Raw genomic sequence first — 19,672 nt, forward strand, 5'->3', positions numbered from 1 at the left:
AAACACAACCCGCTACGGGGGAGACTTACCCGAAATCTGATTTATTCAACAAAGCCGGTAATCTTGTAAAAAAGCCTGCATTAAGCAGGCAATAATAATGATGGAGCGTATTTTTTATCATTCTGAGTGAAATAAATGCTGTGTTATAAACCGGACGCGTGTCAGAAAATATTATAAATATTGTTTGGCAACATCTGATATGTCCTGAGAGGTAAGTTCTCTGTCTGAAGCAACATAGAGAGAATCATGATCGCCGGTCAACGACGGAAAGCTTGCAGTCATGATCTGAAGATTAATTTCTTCGCCATTCGGATAAGTCTGGCGTACGGACGTTATGCCCTTAAGCACGATAATGACTTTGCTGGGATTGGCATTAAAAAAAACGATCACCTTTTTCATATATCACTCTGCGTCTCTTTGTGATTGGGCAAGGTAAGAATGTTCCAGAAGTGAGACTACCTTCCATTTTTTGCGCGCTTTGGAAAATAAAAGCAAGCAATATCCTGCCTTAACGTGTATGGTGGCAATCCTTTTCATTCAGGAGCAGCCTATGTCGGGACGTAAAAACTCGCAATTCCGTCGCAATTATTTAGTCAAATGTTCATGTCCAAACTGCGCTAAAGAGTCAGAGCACAGTTTCACTCGCATACAAAAGGGGGCGCAACTTGTCTGTCCTTACTGTAGCGCTTTGTTTAAATCCTCTCAGCGTCTCTGAAGAAATACGCATACAATAAGTGGAAGAGATGATGCTTTTGAGGTCGTCTGACCTCATAAACAAGGCCCTGTCTGGTCAGGGAAAACCATCATCGTTATCGCGGGTCCTTGTTAATATCATTTATCGCAAAGCGTTACATTCGCAGCAGCAGGGCCTTTATCGCCGCTTACGATGATAAATTCCACTTTCTGTCCTTCAAAAAGTGTTTTGAAATTTTCCCCCTGAAGGGCAGAGAAATGCACGAAAACATCTTTGCTTCCATCTACAGGGGAGATAAAACCAAAACCTTTATCTTCCTTATACCACTTAACCAGACCTAAAATTTTTGATGACATAAAAACTCCATTTGAACATTTTCGAAGTGACAGAAATGCTAATAAAAATATAATGTGAAGGTATGGACTCAAAAGGAGGGGATATCAGCGATAGCGCCTGGTTATGAGAATTGTCATGCAACGTGTTAATCATGTCAGATGAGCAGACTAACGAGACCATTAATGCACGAGCAGGGTTAATTAGCAATTTTTATTTTGGCCTTCCAGATGGCTTTCTAAAAAATGCATGTCAACATTAATTATGTTCAGGAAGCCAGAATTGCCGAACGTGACTACAGCCCTAATGCTCCCGGCGTTGGCATTAGGGCTGTAGTCACGGCGATTTATCCGGGCTAAGGCAGTGCAGCAGAATTATTAATTATCACCCTCTTAATATTCCCGATTTTCGTTAATGTCTGGATTTATCTGTGCTGACAATCAGTGGATTCGTGGTAAACCCATGCGGGCATTTCCGCGCATTGCAATGCACAGCGTATGTGCATATCTCGTCTTCCTGATTTCGATTGTATGGGCAGGCCATTTTGTTTTTAATTTCACTCCACAACATCTCGTTGTAAGGTGATATGTTGTATATCGATATAGGTTTGAAAACACCATTTATGAAGACGCCATTCTTTGTCGGATATATCCTGTCACCGGGGTACAAATAGACATCGCTTTCATACCAAATGATGAGTTTCAAGAACTTGAGTCCCAAGATGCTTGAATAAACGATCCCCGTGTTAGGACAAATTACCGAGCTAATGACTCTCCATGACATCGCTATACCTCTTTCATTAAATAATTGAGAGAGTATAAGGTTTAGCATGAGAATTAGATTTCTGCAAACACGTAAGCTGTTGAAAATGATCGATATTATTTACATAGTTGCCACTATCCCCTTTGTTTTCATAAGGATAAGGAAATTATTAAGTCGACTGTAAAGTTTAGTTTTAGCACAATGTGCATTTAAGTGACGGATTTTTGATCGATGACGGCGCGCGAGCGCCTGAATATATATTGTACACTGGCAATGAAATACATTAGATATACTTTCGTTTAGGCTAAAATGCACGCTGAAATAGAATGGGAGAGAGGGATGAGAACCAGGGGGATTTCATAACTGACGATGCATATAATCGATAGATTTCGACAGCACTGATAACACTATCGATGCATCGTGAGTTATTTTTGAATAATCCTGTGTATTTCCTTTTTCAGGTTTCCCAGGCGTGCGGTGCAAACAGATAGCCCTTATTGCGCACGGTTTTAATGCGGTAGGGTTCTGTGGCGCTATCCAGCAATTTTTTACGCAGACGTGAAATCGCCACATCAACGCTACGATCCATTCCGTCGTAACTTACGCCGCGCAGATTCTTCAGCAATGCATCCCGGTCCATAATTTGTCCTGCATGGGTTGCCAGCTCCCACAGCAAATCAAAATCTGCGGTTGAGAGCGCAATCAGCTCCCCGGACAGCATAACCTGTCGGTTGACCGGGTCGATAGAAAGCGTGCCAAAACGCATCGCTTTATGCGGCGTTAAAGAGGGCGCTGGCGCTTCACGCTCAGCGCTGGCACGCTGACGCAGATGAAGGCGTAAACGGGCAAGCAGAACCGCAGGCGGCGTGGTTTTGAGGATGTAATCATTCGCGCCCATCTCAAGCGACAGAATATGATTCATATCACTGTCCAGGGAGGTCAGCAGTACGATCGGGCCGTCCCATTTCGCGCGTAAATCCCGGCAGAGCGTCATGCCATCTTTCCCGGGCAGCATGATGTCCAGCAACACCAGATCCGGATTTTCGCGGGTGACGACGTCTTCAGCGCGATCGCCACGAGGCTCGACAACCACTTCCATATCATGTTTACCCAGATAAGCGGCAATTAATTGCCCTACCTCGGGTTCATCTTCAACATAAACAATCTTATTCATACAACGTCTGTCATCGCGAAAAACGTCAACATACACCGCGCAACCTTAACCTTCCATTAATCTTTCTAAATTAGCCGGAGTTCCGTTATCCTGCTCGGGAATGTTATTTGAATGTTAAGGGAAAAGTATGGGGCTGGTGATCAAAGCCGCGCTGGGTGCGCTGGTGGTACTGCTGATTGGGGTGCTGGCTAAAACGAAGAACTACTATATTGCCGGGCTGATCCCGCTGTTTCCCACCTTTGCGCTAATTGCGCACTATATTGTGGCCTCTGAGCGGGGTATTGAGGCGCTGCGCGCCACGATTGTGTTCGGGATGTGGTCAATCATTCCGTATTTTATTTATCTGCTGTCGCTGTGGTACTTCACCGGTTTTTTGCGTCTGCCCCTGGCGCTGGGCGGGGCGGTAGTCTGCTGGTGCCTCAGCGCCTGGGTGCTTATCTTCTTCTGGAGCCGCGTCCACTAGCGCAGCGGGCGGCCACCGTCCACGGCAAACGTTCGGCCCGTGACGTAACAGCTGGTCAGCAGATAATCGATCAGGTCGATCACCTCTTTCTCGCCGGGCGCAATTTTCATTAATGACTTGTTGAGCGCCTGCTGACGATACTCGGCATCATCGCCCTCATTAAATAAAATCATTGCCGGAGCAATCGCGTTGACCTTCACCTCGGGGGCCAGCTTGCGCGCGAACGAGCGGGTCATATTATCCAGCGCCGCTTTGCTGGCCGCGTAGGCGATGTGTTTATCGCTTCCTCGCTCAACCACGTAATCGGTGAAATGGATAATGTCGCCTGCGGCATGGCCGTGCCCGCGCAGCAGATCCTGGAGGGCATGGTTGAGCAGATAAGGCGCATTAACGTGGATCTGCATCATACAGGCGAGCGTTTCACTGAGCGAATGTCCTGCTTTTTCAGGAAGCCAGGCACTGGCGTTGTGGATCACCGCCCGCAGCCCGTGGGTGGTCGATTTCACTTTTTCCGCAAAGGCAAGAATACCTTCATCCGTGGAGAAATCCGCCTGAATGCAGACTGCTCCGGCATTTCGTAGCCCTTCAATGGAGGGATATTCCGTGCGGTAACTGACGATAACCGGATGGCGCAGATTGAGAAAGTGATGGGCGAGGGCGAGGCCGATGCGACGGCCTGCGCCAGTAATCAATATTGGGCGTTGCTGCGGGTGTCCCATCGTAATCTCCTTTTCAGTTCAACAATGGGACAGGCGACGCTATCCCATTAACATCCACGTTGCCGGTACGGCAGCGACTAACAGCAAACCTATCAACGCCATTTCGCGGCGCTTAAGGGCATTATCAAGCTGATGCGTACGGCGAGCGTAGATAAACACCAGCAGGCCCGGCGCGTAGAGCACCACGGACAGCAGCAGATGCATCGGTCCGGAAGCATACAACAACCATAGACCGTAAATACAGGCGCCGATGCCTACCGCATAGTGTGCCGGGCGGGTCGCAATTTTTAACAGATATGCGCCCACTAAGAAATAGGGTACCAGAATCATCTCGGAGGCGATGGTCAGCAGCGTGTTATAGTCCGATCCTGTGAGCCAGATCAGCACCAGGCAGACCTGCACGCTGATGTTGGTAAGCCACAGAGAGGCCGATGGCGCACTGTTTTTGTTCTGACGGGCAAACAGGCGCGGGAACGCTTTATGCGTGGCGGCCAGGAACGGGACTTCCGCCGCCATAATGGTCCAGCTCAGATAGGCGCCGCAGACGGAGACAATCAGACCCGCCGCGATAATCACATCCCCCCAGGGACCCAACATTTTCACCATCAGTCCGGCCATGGACGGGTTACGCATTTCCGCCAGTTCAGGGCGGGCCACCACGCCGAGCGACAGCAGCGTCACCAGCAGATAAACGCCCAGCGCCGCCAGTACAGCCAGCAGCGTGGCGCGTCCCACGTCGCGCTTGTTACGCGCGCGGGCAGAGACCACGACGGCACCTTCAACGCCGATGAACACCCACAGGGTGATGAGCATGGTATTTTTCACCTGTTCCCAGACGGGAACGCCCAGCGCAATGCCGCGGAAATCGAGCGTAAAGACATCGAGACGGAAGGCGAGGAAGGCCAGCACGACGAACAGGCCAAGCGGCACCAGCTTGGCCAGCGTCGCCACCAGGTTGATGCTGGCCGCGGTCTGGACGCCGCGCAAAATCAGCCAGTGAACAATCCACAGCAGCACCGAGGCGCCGACGATGGACTGCCAGGTATTGCCGTCACCAAACAGGCGCAGCTCGGGCGTATCGGTAAAGAAACTGAGCGCCGAGAAGACGATAACCAGATAAGAGACGTTGGCGATCACCGCGCACAGCCAGTAACCCCAGGCGGAGCAGAAGCCGATTAGCTCGCCGAAGCCTTCACGGGCGTAAGTGAATATTCCGCCGTCCAGATCCGGTCGGATACGGGTCAGCAGCAGCATGGCGAACGCCAGCAGCAAAATCCCGACACCGGTAATGCCCCAGCCAATCAGTAACGCGGCAGGGCTGGCAACAGCGGCCATATTCTGCGGCAAACTGAATACGCCCGCGCCCAGCATTGAGCTCAATACAAGTGCAGTTAAAGCACTCAGGCCAAGTTTCTTTTCCATTGGCTTCCTGTTATGAAAAGTCCAAACCCAGAATAATTATTTCGCTAAGGCGCATAAAAATGGTGGATCACACTAAGGCGCGGGATTTTACGGAGTGTGACGGAAGCATGCAATGACGTGTGGCAGAAATCAGAAAAAAAGTAACAAAAAAGGCGGCACTGCGCCGCCTTTATGAAACCGTTTTGTTACTTGTAGAGATCGGCACTGATGGTCAGGTTGTTACCACGTTCCTGCCACTGGCGGGTAATGTGGTAATACTTCGCGCCTTTCTTCGCAGCACGCTTCGCCACCTGATAAGAGATTTCCGTCATGTTGCCATAGTTGCCCGTAAACTTGATGCTGTCGAACGGCACCATCTGCGCGGCAGTGGCTTTGTTCAGCTCTTCAATTTTCGTGCCGTCTGGTAACGTAACGGTATAACGACCGCCTTTCGTGGATTGGGTTTCAAAGAAACGGCCCACTTCAGCGCTTGGTGCCGCAGACGTGGCTACGCCCGGGATTTCAACTTTCTTCGCTTCCTCACCGCCTTTTGCTAATGCGGCACGGCCCGCGTCTGAATCCGCAGGAATGGCATCCGGGCTTTGCACTACGCGTTTTTTCGCATCTTGTTTATAGATGAAGGCGGTAATGCGCTGGTTTCCACCCTGGTTGGCATCAACCTGACGCACGATATAGAACGCGTAAGCGCCTTTCTCTCTTGCGGCTTTGGTGATGGCATCGTTGACTTCAGGCTGACTGCGGTAGAAGCCCTGAACGGTCACGGTGTCATACGGTTCCAGCTGAACAGCCTGATCTTTCGGCAGTTCAACAATGCCGTTAATCACGCGGTTTTTTTGTTCATCCGCTTTTGGGGCGTTCTCTTTGTACAGCGCAATCGTCACGCGCTGGTTGCCGCTGTTGCCTTGATCGGACTGGTCAACAACGTAAAACGAGGCAGCGCCGTTTTTATCGGCGGCTTTTGATGCGGCGGCGACGGCATCGCCAATGGAGTTATATCGACCCACAATGACCGTATGGTCAAAAGGTTTTAACGCTGCCGCTTGCTCCGGCGTTAACTCTGTCGCGGCATTCGCAGACAGGGCGGTCGCGGAAAGAAGTGCGGACGCCAGGAGTGTGTTCTTAAGCTTCATAAAAATAATCCTTCGCCTTGCGCAAACCATGTACTGGTGTTGTTGTTAATTTGAGACGGTCCCGATTATGGCATTTAACACCCGTTGCTGTCTGCGGCATTTTTCACAGCCTGTGCTCACCAATGGACCTGATTCGATAACATATTGTGATATGTGGAAAAAACAGGCGTTTGACAAGCAAAACTGATTAAGCATATGACTTTTACAAGTTAATTTAATGTTAATGAGTTGTTCTTTTATGGCGCTATATCATGTTTTTACCGCTTCGCTTGCGCGATTTATCGGTCCTGAAGGCGAATTTAAGGTAAATATCTCTGTCAGTGAGCGCGATCGCTTATTTTTCACAGATAAAGTAAGAAATAGTGTTTTCTGGCGGTAGATCACGGGCGCTATTTTCAGTAGGTTATAGAAAGTTTGTTACTGTTTTATTTTCCGGGGTTAATCATTCTCCGTCGTTATCGCGATGGTGAAAATTGATACAAACCGCGGGCAATTATCGACAAACCATCATCAAAAACCGATGGAAGGGAAAACTATGCGTATTGGGGTACCAAAAGAACGGTTAGCCAATGAAACCCGCGTAGCGGCAACACCAAAAACGGTGGAGCAACTGCTTAAACTGGGTTTTACCGTCGCGATTGAAAGCGGCGCGGGCAAACTGGCAAGTTTCGATGACGAAGCCTTTATTCAGGCTGGCGCGGACGTTGTGGACGGTGCTGAGGTCTGGCAATCACCCATCATTCTGAAGGTCAACGCACCGGAAGAGAGTGAAATTGAACTGCTGAACGCGGGCACGACGCTTGTGAGCTTTGTCTGGCCCGCTCAAAACCCGGAGCTGATGGAGAAGCTGGCGGCACGCGGTGTCACCGTGATGGCGATGGACTCCGTACCGCGTATTTCGCGCGCGCAGTCTCTGGATGCGCTCAGCTCGATGGCGAACATTGCTGGCTATCGCGCTATTGTCGAAGCTGCGCATGAGTTTGGGCGCTTCTTTACCGGTCAAATTACGGCGGCAGGCAAAGTACCACCCGCGAAAGTGATGGTGATTGGTGCCGGTGTGGCAGGTCTTGCCGCTATCGGGGCCGCAAACAGCCTTGGCGCTATTGTTCGTGCGTTTGACACCCGTCCAGAAGTGAAGGAGCAGGTGCAGAGTATGGGCGCCGAGTTCCTTGAGCTGGACTTCAAGGAAGAAGCGGGCAGCGGTGATGGTTACGCGAAGGTCATGTCTGAAGCCTTTATCAAGGCGGAAATGGCGCTTTTTGCGGCGCAGGCAAAAGAGGTGGACATTATTGTCACCACCGCACTTATTCCGGGTAAACCGGCGCCGAAGCTGATCACCCGTGAGATGGTGGATTCCATGCAGCCGGGCAGCGTTATTGTCGATCTGGCGGCGCAAAACGGCGGTAACTGTGAGTATACCGTGCCAAACCAGGTCACGACGACCGCGAACGGCGTGAAGGTGATCGGTTATACCGACCTGCCAGGACGTCTGCCAACCCAGTCCTCTCAGCTGTACGGCACGAACCTTGTTAACCTGCTGAAGCTGCTCTGCAAAGAGAAAGACGGCAACATCACCGTTGATTTTGATGACGTGGTGGTGCGCGGCGTTACCGTGGTGCGTGAAGGTGAAATCACCTGGCCCGCACCGCCAATTCAGGTTTCCGCTCAGCCTCAGGCCGCCCCGAAAGCGGCGCCAGAACCCGTAGAGCCAGCGAAACCTGCGTCACCGTGGCGCAAGTACGCCATTATGGCGCTGGTTATTATCCTGTTCGGCTGGCTGGCAGACGTTGCACCAAAAGAGTTCCTCGGCCATTTCACCGTCTTCGCGCTCTCCTGCGTGGTGGGTTACTACGTGGTGTGGAACGTCTCCCATGCGCTGCATACGCCATTGATGTCGGTCACCAATGCCATCTCCGGGATTATCGTGGTTGGGGCATTGCTGCAAATTGGTCACGGCGGCTGGATCAGCTTCCTGAGCTTCATTGCGGTGCTGATCGCCAGTATCAATATTTTCGGTGGTTTCACCGTGACTCAGCGCATGCTGAAAATGTTTCGTAAAGGCTAAGGGGTAGCATATGTCTGGAGGATTAGTTACAGCCGCATACATTGTTGCTGCAATCCTGTTTATTTTCAGTCTGGCGGGGCTTTCCAAACACGAAACGTCTCAGCAGGGAAATAACTTTGGTATCGCCGGGATGGCGATTGCGCTGATTGCCACTATCTTCGGGCCGGACACCGGCAACGTGGCGTGGATCCTGGTGGCGATGATCATCGGCGGCGCGATTGGTATTCGTCTGGCGAAACGCGTTGAAATGACCGAGATGCCGGAGCTGGTGGCGATTCTGCACAGCTTCGTGGGTCTGGCGGCGGTGCTGGTGGGCTTCAACAGCTACCTGTACCACGAACCGGGCCTGGAGCCGATTCTGGTTAACATCCACCTGACCGAAGTGTTCCTCGGCATCTTCATCGGTGCCGTGACCTTCACCGGGTCGATTGTGGCGTTCGGTAAGCTGCGCGGGAAGATCTCTTCTAAACCGCTGATGCTGCCTAACCGCCACAAGCTGAACCTGGCGGCGCTGGTCGTATCCTTTGTGCTGCTGGTGGTCTTCGTGCGTACCGAAAGCGTAGGCTTGCAGGTGCTGGCGTTACTGGTGATGACCCTCATCGCGCTGGCGTTCGGCTGGCATCTGGTGGCGTCTATCGGCGGGGCAGATATGCCGGTGGTTGTCTCCATGCTCAACTCCTACTCCGGTTGGGCGGCGGCGGCGGCAGGCTTTATGCTCAGCAACGACCTGCTGATTGTCACCGGTGCGCTGGTTGGTTCTTCCGGTGCCATCCTGTCTTACATCATGTGTAAGGCGATGAACCGTTCTTTTATCAGCGTCATCGCGGGTGGCTTCGGTTCGGACGGTTCATCAACCGGCTCTGACGATGAAGTGGGCGAGCACCGTGAAATCAGCGCGGAAGACACCGCAGAGATGCTGAAAAACGCGCATTCCGTCATCATCACCCCAGGCTACGGCATGGCGGTGGCGCAGGCGCAGTATCCGGTGGCGGAAATCACCGAGAAACTGCGCGCGCGCGGTATCAAGGTTCGCTTTGGTATTCACCCGGTGGCGGGGCGTCTGCCAGGCCACATGAACGTGCTGCTGGCGGAAGCGAAGGTGCCTTACGACATCGTGCTGGAAATGGACGAGATCAACGATGATTTCGCCGACACCGACACCGTGCTGGTGATTGGCGCCAACGACACCGTTAACCCGGCGGCGCAGGACGATCCGCGTAGCCCAATTGCGGGAATGCCTGTTCTGGAAGTGTGGAAGGCACAGAACGTCATTGTCTTTAAACGCTCGATGAACACCGGTTATGCTGGCGTACAGAACCCGCTGTTCTTCAAAGAGAACACCCACATGCTGTTTGGCGACGCCAAGGCCAGCGTGGATGCGATCCTGAAAGCGCTATAATTTCGCTTCATCCTGACAAACCGCCCCCAGGGGCGGTTTTCTTATTTCTGCGGCCAGCTTTTCTCCTCTGTCTATACTTTACCCTTTGTGTAATACGAGGAGGTGTAATGCGATTTTTGTCCCGCTTCGACATCATTGAGCTGATGATGACGCCGTCTTTCTGGATCGGCGTCGCCACGGTGGTCTTTGTGACTCTGCTGGTGTACTGGCTGCTGACGCGCCTGATCGCCTTCGTTAAGAAAGGGATCACTACCTGGGGCGACAAGCACCCTACCACCAACCGGATGCGTTTTATCCTGACGGATATGCTTAACCGCACCAGCCGCTTTCTGCTGTTTGTGGTGGCGCTGCTGTTCAGCCTGCGCTTCGTCGACTTACCGGATCATCTCTTTGGTACCGTGAGCCACGCCTGGTTCCTGGTCTTCGCGATCCAGGTGGCGCTGTGGATGGATCAGGGGGTTGTGTCGTGGCTTCGTCACGTCATGCTGGCACCGGGTAGCCATAAAAACCCGGTCACGCTGGTGATCACGGGGCTTATCCTCCGTGCCATTGTCTGGTCAGTGATGCTGCTGTCTATTCTTGCTAACGCGGGCGTCAACATCACTGCTCTGGTTGCCAGCCTTGGGGTAGGGGGTATTGCCATCGCCCTCGCGGTGCAAACGATCCTGAGCGACGTGTTTGCATCGCTCTCTATCGGGTTCGATAAGCCATTCGAAATTGGCGATTTTGTGGTGTTTAACGATGTCGCCGGGACGGTAGAGCACATTGGCCTGAAAACCACCCGTATCCGCAGTCTGAGCGGGGAGCAAATTGTCTGCGGGAACGCCATCCTGCTGCAACAGACGCTGCATAACTATAAGCGGATGCAAACGCGCCGGATCGTCTTTACCTTCGGGGTCGCCAGCGACACGGCGCCGGACAAACTGCGTTCTGTGGGGGAGATGGTCAAACAGATCATTACGGACGTCGGGGAAACGAAGTTTGACCGCGCCCATTTCCTGGGCTTCGATCGCGATCGTCTGACCTTTGAGGTGGTCCATATCGTGAATACGGCAGATTACAACAAGTACATGGATATTCAGCAGGAGATCAATATCCGTATTCTGGAGGGACTGAACCAGCAGGAGATCAAGCTGGCGCTGCCAAGCATGGTTCTGCACGCGCCCTGGATGAATGCCGACGACGAGGCATCTGCGCAACGGTTGAGCGAAGCGCAATAAAAAAAGCCCGCCGTTACCGGCGGGCTTTCATATTGGGGGTCAATCGTCTTCCTCATCGTCCAGTTCAACCGGCGTCTGATACTGATCCGGTTTGATGACCAGAAGGTCGCAGCGCAGATGGTCGATCACCTGTTCGGCGGTATTCCCCAGGAATGCGGCAGAAATACCGGTCCGGCCAATGGTGCCCAGCACCACAATCCCGGCCTGCAAATGCTCCGCCAGATCCGGAATAACCTCTTCAGGTAACCCCTTTTCTACGTGCGTCATGTTCTCATCGATACTGAATTTCTGGCGCAGCGCTTTCATCGCCAGCAGATGCTGGCCGCGAATCGCGTCGTTATAGACGCTCGGGTCAAATTCAGGTAATTCGATGGCGATATTGATGGGCGTAACCGGATACGCTCCCACCAGATGGACTTCGGTGTGGTTAACCTGGTCGGCAAGCTGGATGGTTTCCTTCACCAGCTTCTCGTTCAGCGAATTGTGATAATCCTCTTCGCTGGCCAGATTCACCGCCACGACGGCTTTCCCGCCTTCAGGCCATGGCTGATCTTTCACCATCCACACCGGGCAAGGGCATTTGCGCAGCAGGTGCCAGTCGGTTGGGGTGAAAATCACAGATTCCAGTTTGTCATGCTGGTGCGCCATTTTCAGCAGCAGGTCATGCCCACCGGCCACCACTTCCTGAATAATGGCTTCGAAAGGTCGGTTGTGCCAGACCACTTTGATATCAATCGGTACGCCCGCTTCCAGGTAATATTTCGCCTGCTCGCGGATCCACGCGGTACGCTGGCTGATCACTCCCTGACGCATAGCGGTGCGCTCGTCAGGCGACAGAAGGGTGGTCATCTCGTATGAGAAGTCATAAATCGGCAAAAAGGCTTTAATTTTGCCACCAATCCGTTGATGTAAATACACAGCACGTCGTAATGCCGGCTGATCGTCCTGATTAGGATCGATAGCCACCAGCATGTTTTGATACTTTGCCATACAGGTCTCCTTACTACTGTCACCACAGTCTGTAAGTAAAAGAGTAACCTATATATCTTGAATGAAACAGGGGGGAAGTTTTGCCAGATCAATAATCATGAAAATTTATCGACCTGGCATAGGATATCCGGGAGAGTTATGCCACGTTGCGCGAGTGACCCGCCAGAATGGCCAGCGCTTCACCGTTTTCGATGGTGATGTACTTACCTTTAACCGCCAGCATACCGCTTTTCTGGAAGCGACCCAGCAGACGGCTGATGGTTTCCACGGTCAGGCCCAGATAGTTACCAATATCGCCACGCGTCATGGTCAGGCGGAATTCGCGTGGGGAGAAGCCCCGTTCCGCGAAACGGCGAGAGAGGTTATAGATAAACGCGGCCAGACGCTCTTCGGCATTCTTTTTGGAAAGCAGCAGGATCATATCCTGATCGCCTTTGATCTCACCGCTCATCAGACGCATCATCTGCTGACGCAGGTTCGGCATCTTACCGGACAGATCGTCCAGCGTCTCAAACGGGATTTCGCAGACCATAGAGGTTTCCAGCGCCTGAGCAAAGCTCGGGTGATGGCCACTGCCGATGGCGTCAAAGCCGACTAAATCGCCTGCCAGATGGAAGCCGGTGATCTGCTCGTCGCCCTGTTCGGTAATAGTGTAGCTTTTGATGGTGCCAGAACGGATAGCATAGAGCGATTTCAGTTCGTCTCCCGCCTTAAACAGCGTCTGCCCTTTCTGAATAGGCTTTTTGCGCTCGATGATATTGTCAAGCTGATCGAGTTCATGCTCATTCAGGGTAAACGGGATACAGAGCTGGCTGATGCTGCAATCCTGGCAATGGATAGCACAACCGCCAGACTGAATGCGTCGTATAATTCGCTTTTCCGGGATCATAGGTTTGCTCAAGCCTTAATTGATATTGGTCAATTTTAACATCTTTTTGGTAAGGACGTAAGCCTGGCAAACCCCCAATAAAGACAAGAGACGGCAACGTGCTGCCATCTCCTTGAAATTCCACAGATTGATTAAGGATTATTGGTCTAACAGGAAGAAAATTAAGCACAAAAAGCCTGGGAATTACAGCAGAAAATACCCTTCGTGACGCAGCAGCCACTCTTTGCGCTGTACGCCCCCGGCATAGCCGGTCAGGGTGCCGTTGCGCCCAATCACGCGATGGCAAGGCACCACAATGCTGACGGGGTTAGAGCCATTTGCCGCACCGACCGCGCGCGCCGCACCGGCACGGCCAAGCTGCTCTGCCAGCTGACCGTAGTGCATCACCTGCCCGCAGGGAATATTACGCAGCGCCTGCCACACCTCGCGCTGAAAAGGGGTGCCCGCCGTGGCGGTTGGCAGGGTATTAATAATGCCGAGATCGCCCTCGAAGTAGGCCGTCAGTTTATCGCTCAGCCCGCCAGGATTACGGGCGGTGATGCGCTCGTAACCCTCGGCACGATAATGGATGTTGAGCAGCTCAACCATCCGGTCGCTGTGCTCTTCCCACTCAACAGCGCGCAGATTAAACGCTTCATCCGTGATAACCCACAGCGGCCCCAGGGGTGTCGCAATCTTGTCTTCGAGTAATCTCAGCATCAATACTCCTTAGTTCAGCCTCGGGTAAACACCCGGTCCAATCGGCAGGCCGACAAGATACCACGCCACCAGCATCACCAGCCATACCCCTAAAAAGATAAGCGGATAGGGCAGGACCAGCGAATAGTAGGTACCCAGTTTAGCCTCCGGTCTGTAGCGTTGCAGGAACCCTAAAAACAGCGGAACGAAGGGGGACACAGGCGCCAGCGGGATCACCGAGGAGTCGGCGACACGGAACAGGACCTGGGCGAATGCCGGATGGAAGCCAAGCATCATAAACATGGGGACAAAGATGGGGGCCAGAATCGACCAGATCGCCGACCCGCTGGCAATAAACATGCACAGCAGGGACGACAGCAGCGCCAGCCCGACAAACGCCGGAACGCCGCTCAACCCCGCCGCCTCCAGTGCGTCCGTCAGGCTCACGGCCATAAACTTGCCCATGTTGCTCCAGTTAAACATGGCCACAAATTGTGCCAGCGGGAACACCATCACGATGAAACCCGCCATCTCTTTCATCGGCTCGATCATCAGGTGTGGCAGATCTCCCTGACGACGGATTTTGCCGGTAGCGATGCCGTACGCGAGCGAGACGACGAAGAAGAAAAGAATTATCAGCGGCACAATGCCCTGAATAAACGGCGAGGGCAGGACAGTGTGTTTGATCGGATCGCGCAGCACGCCATTCTCCGGCACCACCATCAGCGCCACCACTGCAATGAACGCCAGCGAGACAATCCCGGCGACGCGCAGGCCGAATTGTTGCTCTTTGCTCAGCGTCTCAAGTTTTTCATCGCTCCGGCCTTCCCATTTACCCAGACGCGGCTCAATGATCTTATCGGTAATCAGCCCCCCGACAATCGTCAGGACAATCACCGAACTGGCCATAAAGTACCAGTTGTCGATCACGCTGACGTGCATCGCCGCATCGATGGTTCTGGCTGCCTCCGTACTGATGCCGGAGAGCAGCACATCGGTGGTCACAATGAGCAGGTTAGCGGTAAACCCGCAGCCAACGCCCGCAATCGCCGACAGCAGGCCCGCAACAGGATGACGACCGACGGCGAGGAAAATCAGCGCCCCCATCGGCGGCATGATCACCAGCGCCGCGTCGGACGAGATATGGCTGAAGAAGGCAATGAACAGCACCATATAGCTGGCATAACGCGCGCTGACGTGCGAAGCCATCTTCACCATCAGCGCGGGCAGCAGGCCCACGCGCTCGGCCAGTCCCGCCCCCAACACCAGGGCGAGAATGGCGCCCAGCGGCGCAAAACCGCTGAAGTTTTTAATGACGTTCGGCAAAAACCAGTGCAACCCTTCAACGCTGAGCAGGTTTTTCACTGCCACCATGCTGCCGTCGGCCGGGCTGCGCACGCTCACCTCAAAGGCGGACAGGACGGCAGTCGCCACCATTAAGATGATAATTAAATAGATAAAAAGCAGGAAAGGGTGCGGCACTTTATTACCGATCCTTTCAACCCAGCCATAGAGCTTACCGGATGGGGAATGCGAAGGTATGGAAGACATACTCATGGGCGTTCCTCGGGACTGTTGTTGTGTTGTTGTGTTGTGTTTTTTTATTTTAAAGGTGACGGTGTCACGCCCTGCGGGATCGGACACGCGTACGGTTTTTCTGTTATGTGTTGTTCGAACTCTTCCCGGCATTTTCGCAGCAGGTCGGCATCCTGAAGCAGATGCAGCGCAGTCGCGCCCATCACTTTTCCGGCCAGCAGCATGCCTTTATGGGCAATGGAGGTACGCCCCTGCGCCACTAATTGCCAGGTATGCAACGGCGTGCCGACGGTAAAGCAGGGGCTAAAGCACTGGGCAACGGGCATCTTCCAGCTGACATCCCCCACGTCGGTGGAGCCTGCCAGCACGTTATCGGTGATGGCATAAGGGGCAACTTCATCCACCAGCAGCGTCTCCTGATGGCGTCGGGCAAAGGCTTTTCCTTCTTCGCCCCCCGTGGCAGCAATGTTTTTCAGGCTGTTTTGCAGGTCGTCTGGCGTGAGCGTGGCGCGGATCTCACGGGCGAACGCGCGTTCTTCTTCCGTCCAGACCGGCGTGCCGTAATGCTGCAATGCGCGGTACATCGCCGCTTCGAGCGTACGGTTCGGCAGATAGCTGGAGCAGGCTTTATCAAAGCGACACTCGACGGTGGTTTCGGTCATCATCGCCGCACCCTGGGCGATTTTCTCGATGCGCGCGTAGATTTGTTGCGCGTCGGCCATCTCCGGGGCGCGGATCAGGTACAGTACCTCGGCCTGGGCCTGCACCACGTTGGGCGAAATCCCGCCGGTATCGGTGATGGCGTAATGTACGCGCGCTTTTTCAATGATGTGTTCGTTGAGGAAGTTTGTGCCGGTGGTCATCAGCGTCACGGCATCCAGCGCGCTGCGTCCCAGATGCGGCGAGTTTGCCGCATGGGCTGCGATCCCCTTAAACCGCCAGGCGGCCTGAATATTGGCCAGCGTGCTGACGTTAAACATGCCAGCGAAGGCTTCCGGGTGCCAGGTCACGGCTGCGTCCACGTCGTCAAATAACCCTTCACGGACCATAAAGGTTTTGCCGGAGCCGCCTTCTTCGCCGGGGCAGCCGTAGAATCGTACCGTTCCGCTGCCGCCGTGCTGTTCCAGCCAGCTTTTCACCGCCACCGCACCGGCAAAGGCCGCTGTGCCTAACAGGTTATGCCCGCAGCCGTGTCCGTTCGCCCCCGGGGTGGCGGATTGCGCCGTCGCGCAGTGTGCCTGCTGGCTTAATCCCGCCAGGGCATCATATTCGCCCAGAAGAGCGATAACGGGCTTGCCGCTGCCGTAGCTGGCAATAAAGGCGTTGGGAATGCCTCCGGCTTCCCGCGTCAGGGTAAAGCCCTCGGCTTCCAGCGCGCTGGCGAGCCGTTCGGCGGACCAGAACTCTTCAAAGCGCGTTTCGGGATGATCCCAGATTTCGTCGGCAATATCGGTAAACGTCTGACATCGCGTGTCGATGGCATCAGCGATAAAAGCGTAGTTCTCCTGCATTACACACCTCGCGTCCACGGGAAATTAAGCGCAGTTCGCGCCAGCGTTTCGATGGCAATGTTCATCACCTGCTCATCAAAATCGAATTTTTCGTTGTGATGTCCGGCGCTCAGTTCCGTGCCGAAGACCATATAAGAGGCCATACCGCCGTTCTGCTGTACGCGGGCCATCATCAGCGTGGCATCTTCGGAGCCCGCAGGCGCTTTGACTTTATCAATGGCATGAGTCACGCCGGGCACCTGGCTTGCCTGTTCGCGCAGATAATCGACCCAGGCCGGGGAAGGGGAACTGGAGGTCGCCGCCCCCATCAGCTTAATCCCGGCTGTTACGCCGTAGAGGGCTGCCGCGCCGGTAATCACCGCCTGTGCGCGATCGAAGACATACTGATTAATCGCCTCGCTTTCCCCGCGGGTTTCAACCTTAAGCAACGCATCAGCTGGCACCACGTTGCGTCCGCTGCCCGCCTGCATGACCCCGACGTTAACCCGGGACGCGCCTTCGCTGTGTGGCGCGATGCCATGCAGCGCGATAGCGGCCTGGGCAGCCGCGAGCAGGGCGTTACGGCCCGCTTCCGGTTTACCGCCAGCATGTGCGGCGACCCCGGTAAAGCGCACGTCAAATTTGGTTGTCGCCATAAAGTTATCGCTGCCGCAGATCACCGTCCCTTCCGGCACGCCGGTGCCAATATGAATGGCGGTAAAGTAGTCCACGCCGTCCAGCGCCCCTGCGGCAACCATGGCGCGCGCACCGCGCGTACCCTCTTCGGCAGGCTGGAAGATCAGTTTGATGGTGCCGTTGAGCTGCGCTTCGTGCTGCTTAAGCACCTGCGCCAGCCCCAGACCAATGGTGGTATGCCCGTCGTGCCCACAGGCGTGCATCATGCCCGGGTTGCAGGAGGCAAAACCGTCGCGGTATGGACGGTGGCTGTCGTCATGCGCTTCGCTCAGATCAAGCGCGTCCATGTCCACGCGAAAGGCCAGCGTCGGGCCGGGTCGACCGGTATTCAGGGTCGCGACAATGCCGGTGAACCCGCCTTCGAACGGCGCGAGCCATTTCTCCGGCGCGCCTTGTTCGCGCGCGCGGGAAAACGCGCTCTCCAGCGCGGCGTGATCAGGCAACCCCATCCGGCTTTCGGCGTCGACCACGTCGCGGCCCATAGCCAGTTCATAACCCAGGTGATCCAGGATCTCCGCCACTTTTGCCGCGGTGCGAAACTCCACCCAGCCGGATTCCGCAAAATGGTGAAAATCGCGACGCCATGCGCTCAGTTGTGGGGCCAATGTCTGGATGTACTGCGCCAGTGAATTCATATCCTTTCCTGTCATCATTAAAATATGTGAACTGCTTCACGCTGTGATAGTTTTTACTTATCACTAAGCGATTTTTCACAGTTTTAACCGTTCAGGAATTACCCTCGCACATCCGTTTCCATTAAAGTAGATGACAGTTTCTTTACTCTGATAAACAACGGTTATCGGTCGCGTTATGTCATTTCAGATTAAATTTCATCAAATCAGGGCGTTTGTCGAAGTGGCCCGCCAGGGCAGTATTCGCGGCGCCAGCCGGACGCTGAATCTTTCGCAGCCCGCGCTGACCAAATCCATCAAAGAGCTGGAAGAGGGCATGGCGGCCCAGCTGTTTGTGCGCCGGAGTAAAGGCGTCGCGCTGACCGAGTGTGGGGAAGGGTTTTACCACCGCGCTAATTTGATTCTTGAGGAGCTACGGGCGGCGCAGGATGACATCCGCCAGCGGCAGGGCGAACTTGCCGGGCAGATCAATATTGGAATGGGGGCCAGCATTTCGCGCAGCCTGATGCCAGCCGTCATTACGCGCTTTCATGCCCAGCATCCTCAGGTCAACGTCCGGATTATGGAGGGCCAGCTGGTGTCGATGATTAATGAATTACGGCAGGGTGAGCTGGACTTTACCATCAACACTTATTATCAGGGGCCGTACGATCACGAATTTACGTTTGAAAAGCTGTTTGAAAAACCTTTTGCCGTATTTTGCCGGGCAGGACATCCGGCGACAGGGGCGACTTCAATTCATGAGCTTCTGCAATATAACTGGACAATGCCTACCCCTCGGGGAAGTTATTATAAGCAGTTACAGGATACCTTTAACCACCGCTCTCTAATACCGCGCATTGGGGTTGTCTGTGAAACCTTTTCCTCCTGTATTAGCCTTGTCGCACAAAGCGATTTCATCAGCATTTTACCGCAGGAGCTGGGGTGCGATCCGCTTCTGGCGCACCGTCTGATAATGTTGCCGGTTGTCGAATCCCTGCCTAAAGCCGCATATTATTTAATTCAGCGACGCGATTCTCGTCAGACACCGCTTGCCGAATCATTAATTACGCAGTTCAGAAGGGAAGCCAGAAAATTAATTTAATAAAAATAATAACAATAAAAAAATAGAATCTGTCCGACATCAGACAGACTCCACAGTACACACAGTTGTGCATCCTTTGGCGGACCCTACATGCATTATCCATTGGGCAGGTTTATTAAGTTATAACAGCTTTTTCTTAAAAGAGAAGGGCGTTGAGTGATTGATTTCACGATTTTTTAACGTAAATTTTTTAATTAATGGTGACTGAAATTTAAGTTAAGGTCGGATGAAATATATAGCGTCCGTGATTAATCTGTTTCCTGGGCTATTATTTGAACCCTTGCCCGAGTGATTGA

At 53.5% G+C, this 19,672-nt stretch carries 19 protein-coding genes; 6 read left to right on the top strand and 13 right to left on the bottom strand.

The window, feature by feature from the left end:
- Nucleotides 1–171: 171 nt before the first annotated feature.
- On the bottom strand, nucleotides 172–399 hold the full coding sequence (locus tag ACOTX7_RS18055) for a hypothetical protein (RefSeq protein ID WP_006808923.1): 228 nt from the start codon (nucleotides 397–399) through the stop codon (nucleotides 172–174).
- A 151-nt stretch (nucleotides 400–550) separates the two neighbouring features.
- Here ACOTX7_RS18055 and ACOTX7_RS18060 point away from each other — a divergent pair, with 151 nt between their 5' ends.
- Nucleotides 551–715: a YnfU family zinc-binding protein gene (locus tag ACOTX7_RS18060; RefSeq protein ID WP_213078275.1), complete on the top strand. Its 165-nt coding sequence runs from the start codon at nucleotides 551–553 to the stop codon at nucleotides 713–715.
- A 116-nt stretch (nucleotides 716–831) separates the two neighbouring features.
- Here ACOTX7_RS18060 and ACOTX7_RS18065 read toward each other — a convergent pair whose 3' ends face one another.
- The 3 genes from ACOTX7_RS18065 to rstA all read right to left on the bottom strand — a co-directional run bounded on the left by ACOTX7_RS18065 (nucleotide 832) and on the right by rstA (nucleotide 2,963).
- Complete coding sequence (locus ACOTX7_RS18065) at nucleotides 832–1,050, bottom strand: cold shock domain-containing protein (RefSeq protein ID WP_006808922.1); 219 nt, start codon at nucleotides 1,048–1,050, stop codon at nucleotides 832–834.
- Nucleotides 1,051–1,438: 388 nt separating this feature from the next.
- Nucleotides 1,439–1,858 carry an anti-adapter protein IraM gene (gene iraM, locus ACOTX7_RS18070; protein WP_052954021.1) on the bottom strand — a complete coding sequence of 140 codons (420 nt, stop codon included), beginning with the start codon at nucleotides 1,856–1,858 and terminating at the stop codon, nucleotides 1,439–1,441.
- A 388-nt stretch (nucleotides 1,859–2,246) separates the two neighbouring features.
- Nucleotides 2,247–2,963 carry a two-component system response regulator RstA gene (gene rstA, locus ACOTX7_RS18075; protein ID WP_148386578.1) on the bottom strand — a complete coding sequence of 239 codons (717 nt, stop codon included), beginning with the start codon at nucleotides 2,961–2,963 and terminating at the stop codon, nucleotides 2,247–2,249.
- Nucleotides 2,964–3,090: 127 nt separating this feature from the next.
- On the opposite strand from rstA, the gene ACOTX7_RS18080 reads away from it, so the two are divergent.
- Nucleotides 3,091–3,426, top strand: a complete 336-nt coding sequence (locus ACOTX7_RS18080) for a GlpM family protein (RefSeq protein ID WP_006808919.1) — start codon at nucleotides 3,091–3,093, stop codon at nucleotides 3,424–3,426.
- On the opposite strand, the gene folM is transcribed toward ACOTX7_RS18080, so the two are convergent.
- The 3 genes from folM to ydgH all read right to left on the bottom strand — a co-directional run bounded on the left by folM (nucleotide 3,423) and on the right by ydgH (nucleotide 6,697).
- The gene (folM, locus tag ACOTX7_RS18085; protein ID WP_047353967.1) at nucleotides 3,423–4,145 is read right to left on the bottom strand and encodes a dihydromonapterin reductase; all 723 of its coding nucleotides are present in this window, start codon (nucleotides 4,143–4,145) and stop codon (nucleotides 3,423–3,425) included. The two genes, ACOTX7_RS18080 and folM, sit on opposite strands and share 4 nt — an antisense overlap.
- 39 nt (nucleotides 4,146–4,184) lie before the next feature.
- Complete coding sequence (locus ACOTX7_RS18090; RefSeq protein WP_205923980.1) at nucleotides 4,185–5,567, bottom strand: amino acid permease; 1,383 nt, start codon at nucleotides 5,565–5,567, stop codon at nucleotides 4,185–4,187.
- 185 nt (nucleotides 5,568–5,752) lie between these two features.
- Nucleotides 5,753–6,697, bottom strand: a complete 945-nt coding sequence (gene ydgH / locus ACOTX7_RS18095; protein ID WP_000769339.1) for a DUF1471 family protein YdgH — start codon at nucleotides 6,695–6,697, stop codon at nucleotides 5,753–5,755.
- A 535-nt stretch (nucleotides 6,698–7,232) separates the two neighbouring features.
- On the opposite strand from ydgH, the gene pntA reads away from it, so the two are divergent.
- From pntA to ACOTX7_RS18110, 3 genes are all read left to right on the top strand, one after another.
- Nucleotides 7,233–8,762: a Re/Si-specific NAD(P)(+) transhydrogenase subunit alpha gene (pntA, locus tag ACOTX7_RS18100; protein ID WP_032673495.1), complete on the top strand. Its 1,530-nt coding sequence runs from the start codon at nucleotides 7,233–7,235 to the stop codon at nucleotides 8,760–8,762.
- Nucleotides 8,763–8,772: 10 nt separating this feature from the next.
- The gene (gene pntB / locus ACOTX7_RS18105; RefSeq protein ID WP_221255895.1) at nucleotides 8,773–10,161 is read left to right on the top strand and encodes a Re/Si-specific NAD(P)(+) transhydrogenase subunit beta; all 1,389 of its coding nucleotides are present in this window, start codon (nucleotides 8,773–8,775) and stop codon (nucleotides 10,159–10,161) included.
- Nucleotides 10,162–10,268: 107 nt separating this feature from the next.
- The gene (locus ACOTX7_RS18110; RefSeq protein ID WP_001211781.1) at nucleotides 10,269–11,381 is read left to right on the top strand and encodes a mechanosensitive ion channel family protein; all 1,113 of its coding nucleotides are present in this window, start codon (nucleotides 10,269–10,271) and stop codon (nucleotides 11,379–11,381) included.
- A 39-nt stretch (nucleotides 11,382–11,420) separates the two neighbouring features.
- Here the strand turns inward: ACOTX7_RS18110 and uspE are convergent, their stop codons facing one another.
- The 6 genes from uspE to ACOTX7_RS18140 all read right to left on the bottom strand — a co-directional run bounded on the left by uspE (nucleotide 11,421) and on the right by ACOTX7_RS18140 (nucleotide 18,295).
- A complete protein-coding gene (uspE, locus tag ACOTX7_RS18115; protein WP_006808916.1) occupies nucleotides 11,421–12,371 on the bottom strand; it encodes a universal stress protein UspE in 951 nt (316 codons plus the stop codon).
- A 136-nt stretch (nucleotides 12,372–12,507) separates the two neighbouring features.
- Complete coding sequence (fnr, locus tag ACOTX7_RS18120) at nucleotides 12,508–13,260, bottom strand: fumarate/nitrate reduction transcriptional regulator Fnr (protein ID WP_000611906.1); 753 nt, start codon at nucleotides 13,258–13,260, stop codon at nucleotides 12,508–12,510.
- 183 nt (nucleotides 13,261–13,443) lie between these two features.
- Nucleotides 13,444–13,959, bottom strand: coding sequence for a methylated-DNA--[protein]-cysteine S-methyltransferase (gene ogt / locus ACOTX7_RS18125; RefSeq protein WP_006808915.1), 516 nt, complete (start codon nucleotides 13,957–13,959; stop codon nucleotides 13,444–13,446).
- 9 nt (nucleotides 13,960–13,968) lie between these two features.
- Complete coding sequence (gene abgT, locus ACOTX7_RS18130) at nucleotides 13,969–15,495, bottom strand: p-aminobenzoyl-glutamate transporter (protein WP_047353965.1); 1,527 nt, start codon at nucleotides 15,493–15,495, stop codon at nucleotides 13,969–13,971.
- Between the two features lie 44 nt (nucleotides 15,496–15,539).
- Nucleotides 15,540–16,985 carry a M20 family metallopeptidase gene (locus ACOTX7_RS18135; RefSeq protein WP_221255896.1) on the bottom strand — a complete coding sequence of 482 codons (1,446 nt, stop codon included), beginning with the start codon at nucleotides 16,983–16,985 and terminating at the stop codon, nucleotides 15,540–15,542.
- Entirely contained in the window at nucleotides 16,985–18,295 is a 1,311-nt protein-coding gene (locus ACOTX7_RS18140; protein ID WP_047353963.1) for a M20 family metallo-hydrolase, read from the bottom strand. The genes ACOTX7_RS18135 and ACOTX7_RS18140 overlap by 1 nt, the downstream gene beginning before the upstream one ends.
- A gap of 175 nt (nucleotides 18,296–18,470) precedes the next feature.
- Here ACOTX7_RS18140 and ACOTX7_RS18145 point away from each other — a divergent pair, with 175 nt between their 5' ends.
- Nucleotides 18,471–19,376 carry a LysR family transcriptional regulator gene (locus ACOTX7_RS18145; RefSeq protein WP_006808911.1) on the top strand — a complete coding sequence of 302 codons (906 nt, stop codon included), beginning with the start codon at nucleotides 18,471–18,473 and terminating at the stop codon, nucleotides 19,374–19,376.
- The last annotated feature ends 296 nt before the right edge of the window (nucleotides 19,377–19,672 follow it).

The sequence above is a fragment of the Enterobacter cloacae complex sp. IR5418 genome (assembly GCF_049238105.1).
GTDB lineage: Bacteria > Pseudomonadota > Gammaproteobacteria > Enterobacterales > Enterobacteriaceae > Enterobacter > Enterobacter hormaechei.